The organism is Shewanella inventionis (genome assembly GCF_014641855.1).
In the GTDB taxonomy this organism is placed as follows: domain Bacteria; phylum Pseudomonadota; class Gammaproteobacteria; order Enterobacterales; family Shewanellaceae; genus Shewanella; species Shewanella inventionis.
Genome location: NZ_BMII01000037.1, coordinates 18,146 through 32,668, shown reverse-complemented (window position 1 = coordinate 32,668; position 14,523 = coordinate 18,146). Strand labels below are relative to the sequence as shown.

Sequence of the window (14,523 nt, the reverse complement as noted above, 5' to 3'; positions counted from 1 at the left end):
ATGTTTGGTAACCAAGGGTGCTTTGCATCAGCAAAGCACCTGGTTTAACTCCTTCAGGAGAGAAACGTGAAAGACTTATTAAAGTTTCTTAAACAGCAAAGTAAGACTGAAGAATTTAACGGAATTAAAATTGGTTTGGCTTCGCCAGATCTCATCCGTTCTTGGTCTTTTGGTGAAGTAAAGAAGCCAGAAACCATTAACTACCGTACATTCAAGCCTGAGCGTGAAGGTTTGTTCTGTGCGCGTATCTTTGGTCCGGTTAAAGATTACGAATGTTTGTGTGGTAAATACAAACGTCTTAAGCACCGTGGTGTGATTTGTGAAAAGTGTGGCGTAGAAGTTACCCAGACTAAAGTGCGTCGTGAGCGCATGGGTCACATTGAATTGGCTAGCCCAGTTGCCCACATTTGGTTCTTAAAATCACTTCCGTCACGTATCGGCTTAATGCTTGATATGACGTTGCGTGATATTGAACGCGTACTGTATTTCGAATCATTTGTTGTTATTGAGCCTGGCATGACCACGCTTGAGCGCGGCCAAATGCTTACCGAAGAAACGTATCTTGATGCGTTAGAAGAATACGGTGACGAGTTTGAAGCTAAGATGGGTGCAGAAGCAGTTTTAGAATTGCTACGTGCTATCAACTTAGAAGAACAGATCGAACAAATGCGCGAAGAGTTGCCATCAATCAACTCAGAAACCCGTCGTAAAAAGGTGACAAAACGCCTTAAGCTGATGGAAGCATTCTTCACATCTGGTAACAAACCAGAGTGGATGATCTTAAAAGTATTACCGGTTCTACCACCTGATCTACGTCCATTAGTGCCGTTAGATGGTGGTCGTTTCGCGACGTCAGATCTTAACGATCTATACCGCCGCGTAATTAACCGTAACAACCGTTTGAAGCGTCTGTTAGATCTAGCTGCGCCTGACATTATCGTACGTAACGAAAAGCGTATGTTACAAGAGTCAGTTGATGCGCTATTAGATAACGGTCGCCGCGGTCGTGCTATTACCGGTTCTAACAAGCGTCCGCTTAAATCTCTTGCTGATATGATCAAGGGTAAGCAAGGTCGTTTCCGTCAGAACTTACTAGGTAAGCGTGTTGACTATTCAGGTCGTTCGGTAATTACCGTAGGTCCTACTTTACGTCTGCATCAGTGTGGTCTTCCTAAGAAGATGGCACTTGAGCTATTCAAACCATTCATCTATGGCAAGTTAGAAGGTCGTGGCTTAGCTACAACTATTAAAGCTGCTAAAAAGATGGTTGAACGCGAACAGGCTGAAGTATGGGATGTATTAGACGAAGTGATTCGTGAACATCCTGTGATGCTTAACCGTGCACCAACACTTCACAGACTAGGTATTCAAGCATTTGAACCTGTTCTGATTGAAGGTAAAGCAATTCAATTGCATCCGTTAGTTTGTGCGGCATATAACGCCGACTTCGACGGTGACCAAATGGCGGTTCACGTACCATTAACGCTTGAAGCTCAGTTAGAAGCTCGTGCGTTGATGATGTCAACCAACAACATTCTGTCACCAGCTAACGGTGAGCCTGTAATTACACCGTCTCAAGACGTTGTATTAGGTTTATACTACACCAGCCGTGAGCGTATTAATGGCCGTGGTGAAGGTATGGCTTTCTCTTCAGTTGCTGAAGTAGAAAAAGCATATGCTACTGGTGCAGCTGAGCTACATGCTCGCGTTAAAGTACGTATTACTGAGACCACAATTGCTGATGACGGTGAAAGAACTAAAGCCACACGTATCGTAGATACGACTGTTGGTCGTGCGCTTTTATCGTTAATTCTGCCAGAAGGCTTATCATATGATTTGGTTAACCAAAACATGGGTAAGAAGCAGATCTCTAAGCTATTGAACACCTGTTATCGTCAACTAGGTCTTAAAGATACCGTTATCTTTGCTGACCAATTGATGTATACCGGTTTCCGTTTTGCGACCATCTCAGGTGCCTCTGTTGGTATTGACGATATGGTTATCCCAGCTGAGAAATACACCTTAGTTGCCGACGCAGAAGCTGAAGTACTTGAAATTCAAGAGCAGTTCCAGTCAGGTCTTGTTACCGCTGGTGAGCGTTACAACAAAGTTATCGATATCTGGGCATCTGCTAACGAAAAAGTTTCTAAAGCAATGATGGAAAACCTGTCATCTGAGACAGTGATTAACCGTGACGGCGTTGAAGAGAAACAAGCATCGTTTAACAGCATCTATATGATGGCTGACTCGGGCGCTCGTGGTAGTGCTGCACAGATCCGTCAGCTTGCGGGTATGCGTGGTCTGATGGCTAAGCCTGACGGCTCAATCATCGAAACCCCAATTGTGGCTAACTTCCGTGAAGGCCTAAACGTACTCCAGTACTTTATTTCTACTCACGGTGCGCGTAAAGGTCTTGCCGATACCGCATTGAAGACAGCAAACTCGGGTTACCTAACACGTCGTCTAGTAGACGTTGCACAAGACTTAGTTGTTATTGAAGACGACTGTGGTGTTGAGCATGGTCTAACAATGAAACCGCTGATTGAAGGTGGTGATGTTGTTGAGCCGTTACGTGAACGCGTTCTAGGTCGAGTTGTTGCCGTAGACGTATTGAAACCAGGCACAGAAGAAGTACTTGCACCACGCAACACACTTCTTGATGAAGCATGGTGTAATACGCTAGAAGAGCACAGCATCGATGAAGTGATTGTACGTTCTGTAATTACCTGTGAAACAGACTTCGGTGTGTGTGCAGCATGTTACGGCCGTGACTTGGCTCGTGGTCATATTATTAACCACGGTGAAGCGATTGGTGTTGTGGCAGCACAGTCAATTGGTGAACCAGGTACACAGTTAACCATGCGTACGTTCCACATTGGTGGTGCGGCATCGAGAGCTTCTGCAGAAAACAACGTTCAAGTTAAGAACGCGGGTTCTCTGAAGCTACACAATGCTAAGCATGTTTCTAACATCGACGGTAAACTCGTTATCGTGTCTCGTTCTTCTGAGTTAGCCATCATCGATGAGCTAGGTCGTGAGAAAGAGCGTTATAAAGTGCCTTACGGTACCGTATTAGAGAAGTTAGAAGACAGTGAAGTGGCAGCAGGCGAAATTATCGCAAACTGGGATCCACATACTCACCCAATTATCTCTGAAGTAGCCGGTAGTGTTAAGTTTGTTGACATGATCGACGGCGTAACCATGACACGTCAAACTGACGAGTTAACTGGTTTGTCTTCAGTTGTTGTACTAGAAATTGGTGCGCGTACTTCTGCAGGTAAAGAATTACGTCCAGCCATTCGTCTAGTTGATGCTGACGGTAACGACCTAATGATCCCTGGTACTGAAGTACCAGCTCAATACTTCTTACCTGGTAACGCGATTGTGTCGAAAGACGATAACGCGAAAATCAACGTTGGTGACGCATTAGCACGTATTCCACAAGAATCGTCTAAAACACGCGACATCACCGGTGGTCTACCACGTGTTGCTGACTTATTCGAAGCGCGTAAGCCAAAAGAGCCTGCAATTCTTGCAGAAATCTCAGGTACTATCTCGTTCGGTAAAGAGACAAAAGGTAAGCGTCGTCTAGTGATTACACCAGCTGATGGTGGTGAACACTATGAAGAGATGATCCCTAAATGGCGTAACTTAAACGTGTTCGAAGGTGAAAAAGTCGAACGTGGTGAAGTTATTGCTGACGGCCCAGAAGCTGCACATGACATTTTACGTCTTCGTGGTATCCACAACGTAGCAAACTACATTGTGAACGAAGTACAGGATGTTTACCGCTTACAGGGTGTAAAGATCAACGACAAGCACATCGAAGTTATCATTCGTCAAATGCTGCGTAAGTGTTTAATCACATCTGCAGGTGACAGTGAGTTCTTAGAAGGCGAGCAAGTTGAAGTTTCACGCGTGAAAATCGCTAACCGTGAGTTAATTGCTCAAGGTAAAGCGCCAGCTACGTATGAACGTGAACTATTGGGTATTACCAAAGCATCTTTGGCTACTGAATCATTCATTTCAGCTGCATCGTTCCAGGAAACCACACGTGTGTTAACTGAAGCAGCCGTTGGTGGTAAGAGCGATCCATTACGTGGTCTGAAAGAAAACGTAATCGTAGGTCGTTTGATCCCTGCTGGTACTGGTTATGCTTACCATAAAACGCGTAATGAAGAGCGTGCAAAATCTGCAAACTCTAAAGGCAACGTTGAAGTGGCAACCGTCACAGCAAGTGAAGCTGAACAAAACCTAGCGGATCTACTAAATTTGGCTGGTAGCCAAGATTAAGTTAGCGTTATGTTAAAAAAAGGCGCCAATGGCGCCTTTTTTATTGGAATTTGCACGAAAAGTTGGCTATTTCTTGACAGGCAGCCATTACCTTTCTAAAATTCCGCGTCCCACCATTGTGGGATATAGATTTTTCACACCTAATTGTTGAGTTTAAATCAACTGTCGGAGCTATACATGGCAACTGTAAACCAGTTGGTACGTAAGCCACGCGCGCCAAAAGTCGAAAAGACTAATGTGCCTGCGTTGAACAGTGTAATCCTCATCCGTGGTGGTCGTGTTAAAGACTTACCAGGTGTGCGTTACCACACTGTTCGTGGCGCATTAGACTGTGCTGGCGTGACTACACGTCGCCAAGGCCGTTCTAAGTACGGTGCTAAGCGTCCTAAGTCTTAACGTATCCCGTTTAAGTAAGGCCAAGCTAGTATTTATTTGACATTCCAGTTTTGGAAATACCTGAAGCATACGGAGAATTGATATGCCAAGACGTCGCGTTGTAGGACAACGTAAAATCCTACCAGATCCAAAGTTTCACAGTGAGTTGTTGGCTAAGTTCATCAACGTCATTATGCAGGACGGCAAAAAGTCTACTGCAGAAAAAATTATCTACAAGGCATTAGATGTTGTCGCTGAAAAGAAAAGCGAAAATCATTTAACTATCCTTGAAGCAGCCCTTGATAACGTTCGCCCTTCAGTCGAGGTTAAATCTCGTCGTGTTGGTGGTTCAACTTATCAAGTACCATGTGAAGTTCGTCCAGTGCGTCGTAACGCACTAGCGATGCGCTGGTTAGTTGAAGCTGCTCGCAAACGTGGTGAAAAATCTATGGCTTTACGTCTAGCAGGTGAAATGCTAGATGCGTCTGAAAACAAAGGTACTGCTGTTAAGAAGCGTGAAGACGTGCATCGCATGGCTGAAGCTAACAAAGCCTTTGCTCATTACCGTTGGTAATATAATGGAGCGGGCTTTTGCCCGCTCCATATTGTTGATATTGCTAAAACCAAAAGTTTTAGTTGAGAGGGTATAAATAGTGGCTCGTACAACCCCAATTGAGCTTTATCGTAATATCGGTATCGTTGCTCATGTGGATGCAGGTAAAACTACCACAACAGAACGTGTTCTGTTCTATACCGGTATGTCTCATAAAATCGGTGAGGTGCACGACGGCGCCGCCACGACCGACTGGATGGTACAAGAGCAAGAACGTGGTATTACTATCACTTCAGCTGCTGTAACCACTTTTTGGCGCGGTATGGAAGCTCAGTTCGCTGAACACCGTATTAATATCATCGATACCCCAGGTCACGTAGACTTCACGATTGAAGTTGAGCGTTCATTGCGCGTACTTGATGGGGCCGTAGTTGTATTCTGTGGCTCATCAGGCGTAGAACCGCAATCTGAAACCGTATGGCGCCAAGCTGACAAGTACCACGTTCCGCGTATGGTATTTGTTAACAAAATGGACCGTGCAGGTGCAGATTTTGACCGAGTGATTAAACAAATTCGTAATCGTCTTGGTGCGACTTGTGTGCCAATCCAATTAAACATTGGTTCTGAAGAAAACTTCAAAGGCGTTATTGATTTAATAAAGATGAAAGCCATTAACTGGTCTGAAACAGATCAGGGTATGACATTCACATATGAAGACATTCCTGCAGATCTCGCAGCAAAAGCTGCAGAAATGCATGAGTATCTTGTGGAAGCAGCAGCTGAAGCCTCAGATGAACTGATGGACAAATACCTTGAAGAAGGTGAGCTATCAGAAGCCGAGATTAAAGCAGCTCTGCGTCAGCGCACAATTAACAACGAGATCGTCCTCGCTACCTGTGGTTCTGCATTTAAGAACAAAGGTGTGCAAGCGGTTCTTGATGCTGTTGTTGACTTTTTACCATCACCTATCGATGTACCTGCAATCAAGGGTATCGATGATGATGAAAAAGAAGTTGAACGTAAATCAGATGACAATGCGCCTTTTGCTGCATTGGCATTTAAAATTGCGACTGATCCATTTGTTGGAACACTTACCTTTATCCGGGTATATTCCGGCGTACTTGAGACAGGCGCAGGGGTTTACAATTCTGTTAAACAGAAGCGTGAACGTATTGGTCGTATGGTGCAAATGCACGCAAACGATCGTACTGAGCTAAAAGAAGTACGTGCTGGTGATATCGCCGCGGCTATAGGTCTAAAAGATGTAACAACTGGTGATACTCTTTGCGATACAGATCACAAAGTGATTCTTGAACGCATGGAGTTCCCTGAACCCGTAATTACCATTGCCGTTGAGCCTCGTTCGAAAGCCGATCAGGATAAAATGGGTATTGCGCTGCAAAAATTAGCAGCAGAAGACCCTTCATTCCGTGTTGAAACTAACGAAGAATCAGCTCAAACACTAATATCTGGAATGGGTGAGCTACACTTAGACATTATCGTTGACCGTATGCGTCGCGAGTTCAGTGTAGAATGTAACGTAGGTAAACCTCAGGTTGCTTATCGTGAAACCATTCGTTCAAAAGTGGAAGTGGAAGGCAAATTTGTACGCCAATCTGGTGGTCGTGGCCAATTTGGCCATGTATGGCTCAGATTAGAACCACTCGAAGAGGGTGCAGGCTACGAATTTGTCAATGAAGTCGTTGGTGGTGTTATTCCGCGTGAATACATTCCTGCGGTTGACAAAGGTATTCAGGAACAGATGAAAAACGGCGTATTAGCTGGTTATCCTGTTCTGGATGTGAAAGTCACATTGTTCGATGGTTCATATCATGATGTGGACTCGAATGAAATGGCGTTCAAAATTGCAGGTTCTATGGGCTTCAAACAGGGTGCGCTAGATGCAAACCCGGCGTTGCTCGAACCTTGTATGAAAGTAGAAGTAACTACACCTGAAGATTATATGGGCGATGTAGTTGGTGATTTAAACCGACGTCGTGGCATAATTGAAGGTATGGACGATGGCATCGCAGGTGTTAAACTTGTTCATGCAGTAGTGCCTCTATCTGAAATGTTTGGTTATGCAACTGATTTGCGCTCTGCATCTCAGGGCCGTGCTTCTTACTCTATGGAGTTTTATAAGTACGCAGATGCACCGCAAAACATTGCAAAAGCGATTATAGAATCTCGTAACTAATATTGGTTACGGCATTAATGTTATATTGCTCGAATTAATCGAGCACTTCTGAAAAGAAAGGAATTTATCGTGGCAAAAGCTAAATTTGAACGTAGTAAGCCTCACGTAAACGTAGGCACCATTGGTCACGTTGACCATGGTAAAACAACTTTAACTGCAGCTATCTCTGCTGTATTGTCTAAGACTTATGGTGGTGAAGTTAAAAACTTCGCTCAAATCGATAACGCTCCAGAAGAGCGTGAGCGCGGTATTACAATTAATACTTCTCACATCGAATATGACACTCCATCACGTCACTACGCTCACGTAGACTGTCCAGGTCACGCGGATTATGTTAAAAACATGATCACTGGTGCTGCACAGATGGACGGCGCAATCCTAGTAGTAGCAGCGACTGACGGCCCAATGCCACAGACTCGTGAGCACATCCTACTTTCACGTCAGGTAGGTGTACCTTTCATCATCGTATTCATGAACAAATGTGACATGGTAGATGACGAAGAATTACTAGAATTAGTAGAAATGGAAGTTCGTGAACTTCTATCAGAATACGACTTCCCAGGTGATGACTTACCAGTTATTCAAGGTTCTGCATTAAAAGCGTTAGAAGGCGATGCAGCATGGGAAGGCAAAATTCTTGAGCTTGCAGAAGCACTAGACTCTTACATTCCAGAGCCAGAGCGTGACATCGATAAGCCATTCCTACTACCAATCGAAGACGTATTCTCGATTTCAGGTCGTGGAACAGTGGTAACTGGTCGTGTTGAGCGTGGTATTGTACGTGTATCAGACGAAGTAGAAATCGTTGGTGTTCACGCGACTACTAAGACAACCTGTACTGGTGTAGAAATGTTCCGTAAACTGCTTGACGAAGGTCGTGCAGGTGAGAACTGTGGTGTGTTATTACGTGGTACTAAGCGTGATGACGTAGAACGTGGTCAAGTACTAGCTAAGCCTGGTTCAATCACGCCACACACTACATTCGAATCAGAAGTGTACGTGTTATCAAAAGAAGAAGGCGGACGTCACACTCCATTCTTCAAAGGTTACCGTCCACAGTTCTACTTCCGTACAACTGACGTGACTGGTACTATCGAATTACCAGAAGGCGTAGAAATGGTTATGCCTGGTGACAACGTTAAGATGGTTGTTACTTTGATTTACCCAATCGCGATGGACGACGGTTTACGTTTCGCTATCCGTGAAGGTGGCCGTACAGTTGGTGCTGGTGTTGTAGCTAAAATCATCGCGTAATAGCGACTTTAGTTGACACTAAAAAAGGAAGCTTCGGCTTCCTTTTTTGTTTTTCAAAATAATTACACAATCTAGTGGCAATCGTTAGTAAAGTGTGTAAAATGCGCCGCTATTGTTTGTAGAAACTCTTTTTGAAGACTATTTACACAATGGGCTTGATCTCCGTTTTAAGATCTGTATAATTGCCCACTCGCTGACATGTGCAGCGAAATATATGTTTAACCAATTAGGTTATTCATTTTCATAGCGACTCCGATTGGGAGTCGAACGGTTAAATCATCTCGCTCTGCTTTTCCAGAAAGGAAAAAGCTAGAGGGTGATTTTTTATGTGTCCATTTTAGGAGCTCTGGTCAATGCAGAACCAAAGAATCCGTATCCGCTTGAAAGGCTTTGATCATCGTTTGATTGATCAGTCTACAGCGGAAATCGTTGAAACTGCTAAGCGTACAGGCGCGCAGGTACGTGGTCCTATTCCACTACCAACACGCAAAGAGCGTTATACCGTTTTGATCTCTCCGCACGTTAATAAAGATGCACGTGATCAGTACGAACTTCGTACCCACAAGCGCTTAGTTGACATCGTAGAGCCAACAGAAAAGACTGTAGACGCGTTAATGCGTTTAGATCTTGCGGCTGGTGTCGACGTTCAGATTAGCTTAGGTTAATTGAGATCCTTAGAAGAGGTTTGAGAGATGGCTATCGGTCTTATTGGTCGTAAAGTGGGTATGACTCGCATCTTCACTGAAGATGGTGCGTCAATCCCTGTAACAGTAATTGAAATTGCTGGCAACCGAGTTACTCAAGTTAAAACTTTAGAAACTGACGGCTACCGCGCACTTCAAGTTACTACTGGTACCAAAAAAGCCAATCGCATCACTAAAGCAGAAGCAGGTCATTTTGCCAAGGGCGGCGTAGAAGCTGGTCGTGGTTTATGGGAAATGCGTCTTGCAGATGGTGAAGGCGAAGGCATTGAAGTTGGTGCTGAGCTTAATGTTGATATTTTCGCTGAAGTAGTGAAAGTAGATGTTACTGGTCAATCAAAAGGTAAAGGTTTCCAAGGCGGCGTTAAGCGTTGGAATTTCCGTACTCAAGATATGACTCACGGTAACTCATTGGCGCACCGCGCGAACGGTTCTATCGGTCAGAACCAAACGCCTGGTCGTGTATTCAAAGGCAAAAAAATGTCAGGTCATATGGGTGCTGAGCAAGTAACTACTCAAAATTTACACGTTGTACGTGTAGATGCTGAACGTAACTTGTTATTAGTACGCGGCGCAGTTCCAGGCGCTACCAATGGTGATTTGATCATTAAGCCTGCAGTTAAAGCTTAGGTCTGAGGAGATAGTAATGGAATTGGTATTGAAAGACGCGCAAAGCGCTCTTGAAGTTTCCGAAACTACCTTCGGCCGTGACTTTAACGAGGCACTGGTTCATCAGGTAGTTGTAGCGTACGCTGCAAATGCACGTCAAGGCACTCGTGGCCAAAAGACTCGTGCAGAAGTAACTGGCTCTGGCAAAAAGCCATGGCGCCAAAAAGGTACTGGCCGCGCTCGTGCTGGTAGTGTTAAAGGCCCAATCTGGCGTGGCGGTGGCGTAACATTCGCTGCTAAAACTCAAGATCACAGCCAAAAAGTTAACAAAAAGATGTACCGTGGTGCTCTTAAGAGCATTCTTTCTGAATTGGTACGTCAAGAGCGTTTAGTTGTTGTTGAATCATTTAGCGTTGAAGCTCCTAAAACTAAAGAGTTAAAAGCTAAGTTAGCAGCAATGAACCTAGAAGACGTTCTAATTGTTACTGCTGAAGTTGATGAGAATTTATTCTTAGCAGCTCGCAACTTATACAAAGTTGACGTACGTGACGTAGCGGGTCTAGACCCAGTTAGTCTAATTGCGTTCAACACTGTTCTTGTTACTGCTGATGCAGTGAAGCAAATCGAGGAGATGCTAGCATGATCCGCGAAGAACGTTTGCTAAAAGTGATTCTAGCTCCACACATCTCTGAAAAGAGTACTGTCGTTGCTGAGAAGAACAACACTGTAGTTTTCCGCGTAGCAATCGATGCGACTAAAGCAGAGATCAAAGCTGCAGTAGCGAAGCTATTTGAAGTTGAAGTAGATTCAGTTCGCACTTTAGTTAACAAAGGCAAAACTAAACGTACCGGTGGCCGTGTTGGTCGTCGTAGCGATTGGAAAAAAGCTTATGTAACTTTAGCTGCTGGTGCTGACATCGATTTCGTCGGCGGCGCTGAGTAAGCAAAGGAGAATTATCATGGCAGTTATTAAGTGTAAGCCAACCTCTCCAGGTCGTCGCCACGTAGTTAAAGTGGTGAATACGGACTTGCATAAGGGTAAACCTTTTGCTGGCCTGTTGGCGAAGAAAACTAAAAGTGGTGGCCGTAACAATACTGGCCGTATCACTGTACGCCACGTAGGTGGTGGACATAAGCAACATTACCGTCTAATCGACTTCAAACGCGACAAAGATGGTATCCCTGCAAAAGTTGAACGTATTGAATACGATCCAAACCGTACTGCGCACATTGCACTAGTACTGTATGCAGATGGTGAGCGTCGCTATATTCTTGCTGCAAAAGGCATGAAAGCTGGTGATGCAATCAAATCTGGCTTGGAAGCAGACATCAAGACTGGTAACGCAATGCCGTTACGCAACATTCCTGTAGGTAGTGTTGTGCACGCTGTTGAGATGAAGCCTGGTAAAGGCGCTCAGATCGCACGTTCAGCTGGTGCTTATGTACAAGTTGTTGCTCGTGATGGTGCTTATGCAACTCTACGTCTTCGCTCTGGCGAAATGCGTAAAGTTCCAGTAGATTGCCGCGCGACATTTGGTGAAGTTGGTAATGCCGAGCATATGCTACGCCAGTTAGGTAAAGCAGGTGCTAAGCGCTGGAGAGGCATACGCCCTACAGTTCGTGGTGTTGCAATGAACCCAGTAGACCATCCACATGGTGGTGGTGAAGGCCGTACTTCTGGTGGACGTCATCCAGTGAGTCCATGGGGTGTGCCGACTAAGGGTTATAAAACTCGTAGCAACAAGCGCACTGACAAGTACATCGTACGTCGTCGTAATAAATAGTAAGAGGATTCGCCATGCCACGTTCTCTCAAGAAAGGTCCCTTCATTGACCTGCACTTGCTGAAGAAGGTAGAGAAAGCGATGGAAGCGGGTGACAAGAAGCCAATTAAAACTTGGTCACGCCGCTCAATGATCATCCCTAATATGATTGGGTTGACCATCGCTGTCCATAATGGTCGTCAGCACGTTCCTGTGTTCGTAACTGACGAAATGATCGGTCACAAGCTTGGTGAATTTTCACCAACTCGCACTTATCGCGGCCACGCTGCAGATAAGAAAGCGAAGAAGCGCTAATACGGGAGGAATAAGATGGAAGTTTTAGCTAAACATCGTTTTGCTCGTACGTCTGCGCAGAAGGCCCGTCTAGTTGCTGATCAAATTCGCGGGTTGCCTGTTTCTAAGGCGCTTGAGATTTTGACCTTCAGCCCAAAGAAAGCCGCCGTACTAGTTAAAAAAGTACTTGACTCAGCTATCGCAAACGCCGAACACAACGAAGGCGCTGACATTGATGAGCTAAAAGTTGGAGCCGTCTTCGTAGATGAAGGCCCAACAATGAAGCGTATCATGCCACGTGCCAAAGGCCGCGCTGATCGTATCATGAAGCGTACCAGCCACATCACTGTGGTTGTATCAGATCGCTAGGAGAAGAGAGCAATGGGACAGAAAGTACATCCTAATGGTATCCGTCTGGGTATCACTAAGCCTTGGATCTCTACCTGGTACGCAGATAAGTCAGATTATGCAAAAAATCTGAACAGCGACTGGGAAGTGCGTCAATATTTAACTGAAAAGTTAAAAGCCGCATCAGTATCTAAGATTGTTATTGAACGCCCAGCGAAAAGCATCCGCGTTACTATTCACACTGCCCGTCCAGGTGTTGTGATTGGTAAGAAAGGTGAAGACGTTGAAGTATTACGTGCACATGTGTCTAAAATCACAGGCACTACTGCTCAAATCAACATCGCTGAGATCCGTAAGCCTGAATTAGACGCTAAGCTCGTTGCTGACTCTATTGCTCAGCAGTTAGAGCGTCGTGTTATGTTCCGTCGCGCTATGAAGCGTGCGGTACAAAATGCTATGCGCATTGGTGCTCAAGGTATCAAAGTTGAAGTGAGCGGCCGTTTAGGCGGTGCTGAAATCGCACGTTCTGAATGGTATCGTGAAGGTCGTGTACCTTTACATACATTACGTGCTGATATCGACTACTCAACTGCTGAAAGTCACACTCAATATGGTGTGATTGGTATTAAAGTTTGGATCTTCAAAGGTGAAGTTTTAGACGGTTTAGTACCAGCAATTGAAGAGCCTAAGCAGCAACCTAAGCGTAAGCCTCGTGGTAAATAGGAGAAACTTTTATGCTGCAACCTAAACGTATGAAGTTTCGCAAGATGTTCAAAGGCCGCAACCGTGGTCTAGCGAACGGTACTGAAGTTAGCTTTGGTACTTTCGGTTTGAAAGCAGTCGGCCGTGGCCGTTTAACTGCACGTCAAATCGAATCTGCACGTCGTGCCATGACACGTCATGTTAAACGTCAAGGACAAATTTGGATTCGAGTTTTCCCTGACAAGCCAATTACCTCTAAGCCTCTTGAAGTGCGTATGGGTAAAGGTAAAGGTAACGTTGAATACTGGGTATGTCAGATTCAACCTGGTAAGGTTCTTTATGAGATGAATGGTGTCTCTGAAACGTTGGCTCGTGAAGCCTTCGCTTTAGCAGCAGCTAAGCTTCCTTTAAAGACTACCTTCGTAACTAAGACGGTGATGTAATGAAAGCGAGCGAACTAAGAGAAAAGAGCGTTGAAGAACTTAACGCTGAATTACTTGGTCTGCTGCGTGAGCAGTTTAACCTGCGTATGCAACACGCTACTGGTCAATTGACTCAAACGAATCAGTTGAAGCTAGTGCGTCGTAACATTGCACGTGTTAAGACCATTATTACTTCTAAGGCAGGTGCGTAATGTCTGATAAAATCCGTACTTTGCAAGGTAAAGTTGTTAGTAACAAGATGGAAAAATCTATCACTGTTGCTATTGAACGCCAAGTGAAACACCCAATCTATGGGAAGTACATCAAGCGTACAACTAAGATCCATGCACATGACGAAACTAATCAGTGTAATGAAGGTGACATCGTGACTATTAGTCAATGTCGTCCTCTATCTAAGACTAAGTCTTGGACACTTGCTGAAGTAGTAACAAAAGCCTAATTTTCATTAGGATAACGTAAACGGCTCCAGTATTTGGGGCCGTTTGTTTTTTTTGCTATGCATTCTTAAAATGTGGTGTTATACTTGCGCGCCATTTTTGAGTAAATTATTACTTAAATTTGGTTCAAATATACTCCCATAGTGGGATTGTGTAGTAACGATAGCGGAGCACTTGAAATGATCCAAATGCAATCGACTCTAGACGTCGCATGTAACAGCGGCGCACGCAGAGTTCAGTGTATTAAGGTCTTGGGTGGCTCTCATCGTCGTTATGCCGGTATCGGCGACATCATCAAAGTTTCTGTTAAAGAAGCAATTCCTCGCGCTAAAGCGAAGAAAGGTGATGTATATAACGCGGTGGTAGTCCGTACTAAGAAAGGCGTACGTCGTCCAGACGGTTCTGTCATTCGCTTCGATCGGAATGCAGCGGTATTGCTTAACGCAAACCTTGCACCGATTGGTACTCGTATCTTTGGCCCAGTGACACGTGAATTGCGTAATGATAAATTCATGAAAATTGTCTCGCTGGCACCAGAAGTACTGTAAGGAGCTTC

At 44.7% G+C, this 14,523-nt stretch carries 17 protein-coding genes; all 17 read left to right on the top strand.

Annotated features, from left to right (window positions below; genetic code table 11):
* Window positions 1-66: 66 nt before the first annotated feature.
* Entirely contained in the window at window positions 67-4,293 is a 4,227-nt protein-coding gene (gene rpoC, locus IEW93_RS18415) for a DNA-directed RNA polymerase subunit beta' (RefSeq protein WP_188740708.1), read from the top strand.
* A 177-nt stretch (window positions 4,294-4,470) separates the two neighbouring features.
* Window positions 4,471-4,689: an uS12 family ribosomal protein gene (locus tag IEW93_RS18410; RefSeq protein ID WP_188740707.1), complete on the top strand. Its 219-nt coding sequence runs from the start codon at window positions 4,471-4,473 to the stop codon at window positions 4,687-4,689.
* An 82-nt stretch (window positions 4,690-4,771) separates the two neighbouring features.
* Window positions 4,772-5,242, top strand: coding sequence for a 30S ribosomal protein S7 (rpsG, locus tag IEW93_RS18405; protein WP_160056453.1), 471 nt, complete (start codon window positions 4,772-4,774; stop codon window positions 5,240-5,242).
* A 79-nt stretch (window positions 5,243-5,321) separates the two neighbouring features.
* Complete coding sequence (gene fusA / locus IEW93_RS18400) at window positions 5,322-7,418, top strand: elongation factor G (RefSeq protein WP_188740706.1); 2,097 nt, start codon at window positions 5,322-5,324, stop codon at window positions 7,416-7,418.
* Between the two features lie 69 nt (window positions 7,419-7,487).
* The gene (gene tuf, locus IEW93_RS18395; RefSeq protein WP_188740705.1) at window positions 7,488-8,672 is read left to right on the top strand and encodes an elongation factor Tu; all 1,185 of its coding nucleotides are present in this window, start codon (window positions 7,488-7,490) and stop codon (window positions 8,670-8,672) included.
* Window positions 8,673-9,025: 353 nt separating this feature from the next.
* A complete protein-coding gene (gene rpsJ / locus IEW93_RS18390; protein ID WP_011070616.1) occupies window positions 9,026-9,337 on the top strand; it encodes a 30S ribosomal protein S10 in 312 nt (103 codons plus the stop codon).
* A gap of 27 nt (window positions 9,338-9,364) precedes the next feature.
* Complete coding sequence (gene rplC / locus IEW93_RS18385; RefSeq protein WP_188740704.1) at window positions 9,365-10,003, top strand: 50S ribosomal protein L3; 639 nt, start codon at window positions 9,365-9,367, stop codon at window positions 10,001-10,003.
* Between the two features lie 16 nt (window positions 10,004-10,019).
* Complete coding sequence (rplD, locus tag IEW93_RS18380) at window positions 10,020-10,625, top strand: 50S ribosomal protein L4 (protein WP_188740703.1); 606 nt, start codon at window positions 10,020-10,022, stop codon at window positions 10,623-10,625.
* Window positions 10,622-10,924, top strand: a complete 303-nt coding sequence (gene rplW / locus IEW93_RS18375; protein ID WP_124729276.1) for a 50S ribosomal protein L23 — start codon at window positions 10,622-10,624, stop codon at window positions 10,922-10,924. The genes rplD and rplW overlap by 4 nt, the downstream gene beginning before the upstream one ends.
* Window positions 10,925-10,940: 16 nt before the next feature.
* Window positions 10,941-11,765, top strand: a complete 825-nt coding sequence (rplB, locus tag IEW93_RS18370; RefSeq protein ID WP_188740702.1) for a 50S ribosomal protein L2 — start codon at window positions 10,941-10,943, stop codon at window positions 11,763-11,765.
* Window positions 11,766-11,779: 14 nt separating this feature from the next.
* The gene (gene rpsS / locus IEW93_RS18365; protein ID WP_006083596.1) at window positions 11,780-12,058 is read left to right on the top strand and encodes a 30S ribosomal protein S19; all 279 of its coding nucleotides are present in this window, start codon (window positions 11,780-11,782) and stop codon (window positions 12,056-12,058) included.
* A 15-nt stretch (window positions 12,059-12,073) separates the two neighbouring features.
* Window positions 12,074-12,406 (top strand): 50S ribosomal protein L22, encoded by a 333-nt coding sequence (rplV, locus tag IEW93_RS18360; RefSeq protein WP_160056441.1) that lies wholly within the window; start codon window positions 12,074-12,076, stop codon window positions 12,404-12,406.
* Between the two features lie 12 nt (window positions 12,407-12,418).
* Entirely contained in the window at window positions 12,419-13,108 is a 690-nt protein-coding gene (rpsC, locus tag IEW93_RS18355) for a 30S ribosomal protein S3 (protein WP_188740701.1), read from the top strand.
* Between the two features lie 11 nt (window positions 13,109-13,119).
* Window positions 13,120-13,530, top strand: coding sequence for a 50S ribosomal protein L16 (gene rplP, locus IEW93_RS18350; RefSeq protein ID WP_160056437.1), 411 nt, complete (start codon window positions 13,120-13,122; stop codon window positions 13,528-13,530).
* Window positions 13,530-13,721 (top strand): 50S ribosomal protein L29, encoded by a 192-nt coding sequence (rpmC, locus tag IEW93_RS18345; RefSeq protein WP_006083592.1) that lies wholly within the window; start codon window positions 13,530-13,532, stop codon window positions 13,719-13,721. The genes rplP and rpmC overlap by 1 nt, the downstream gene beginning before the upstream one ends.
* Window positions 13,721-13,969, top strand: a complete 249-nt coding sequence (rpsQ, locus tag IEW93_RS18340) for a 30S ribosomal protein S17 (RefSeq protein WP_160056435.1) — start codon at window positions 13,721-13,723, stop codon at window positions 13,967-13,969. Before rpmC ends, rpsQ begins: the two co-directional genes overlap by 1 nt.
* Window positions 13,970-14,146: 177 nt before the next feature.
* Window positions 14,147-14,515, top strand: coding sequence for a 50S ribosomal protein L14 (gene rplN, locus IEW93_RS18335; protein WP_011635649.1), 369 nt, complete (start codon window positions 14,147-14,149; stop codon window positions 14,513-14,515).
* Window positions 14,516-14,523 lie beyond the last annotated feature (8 nt).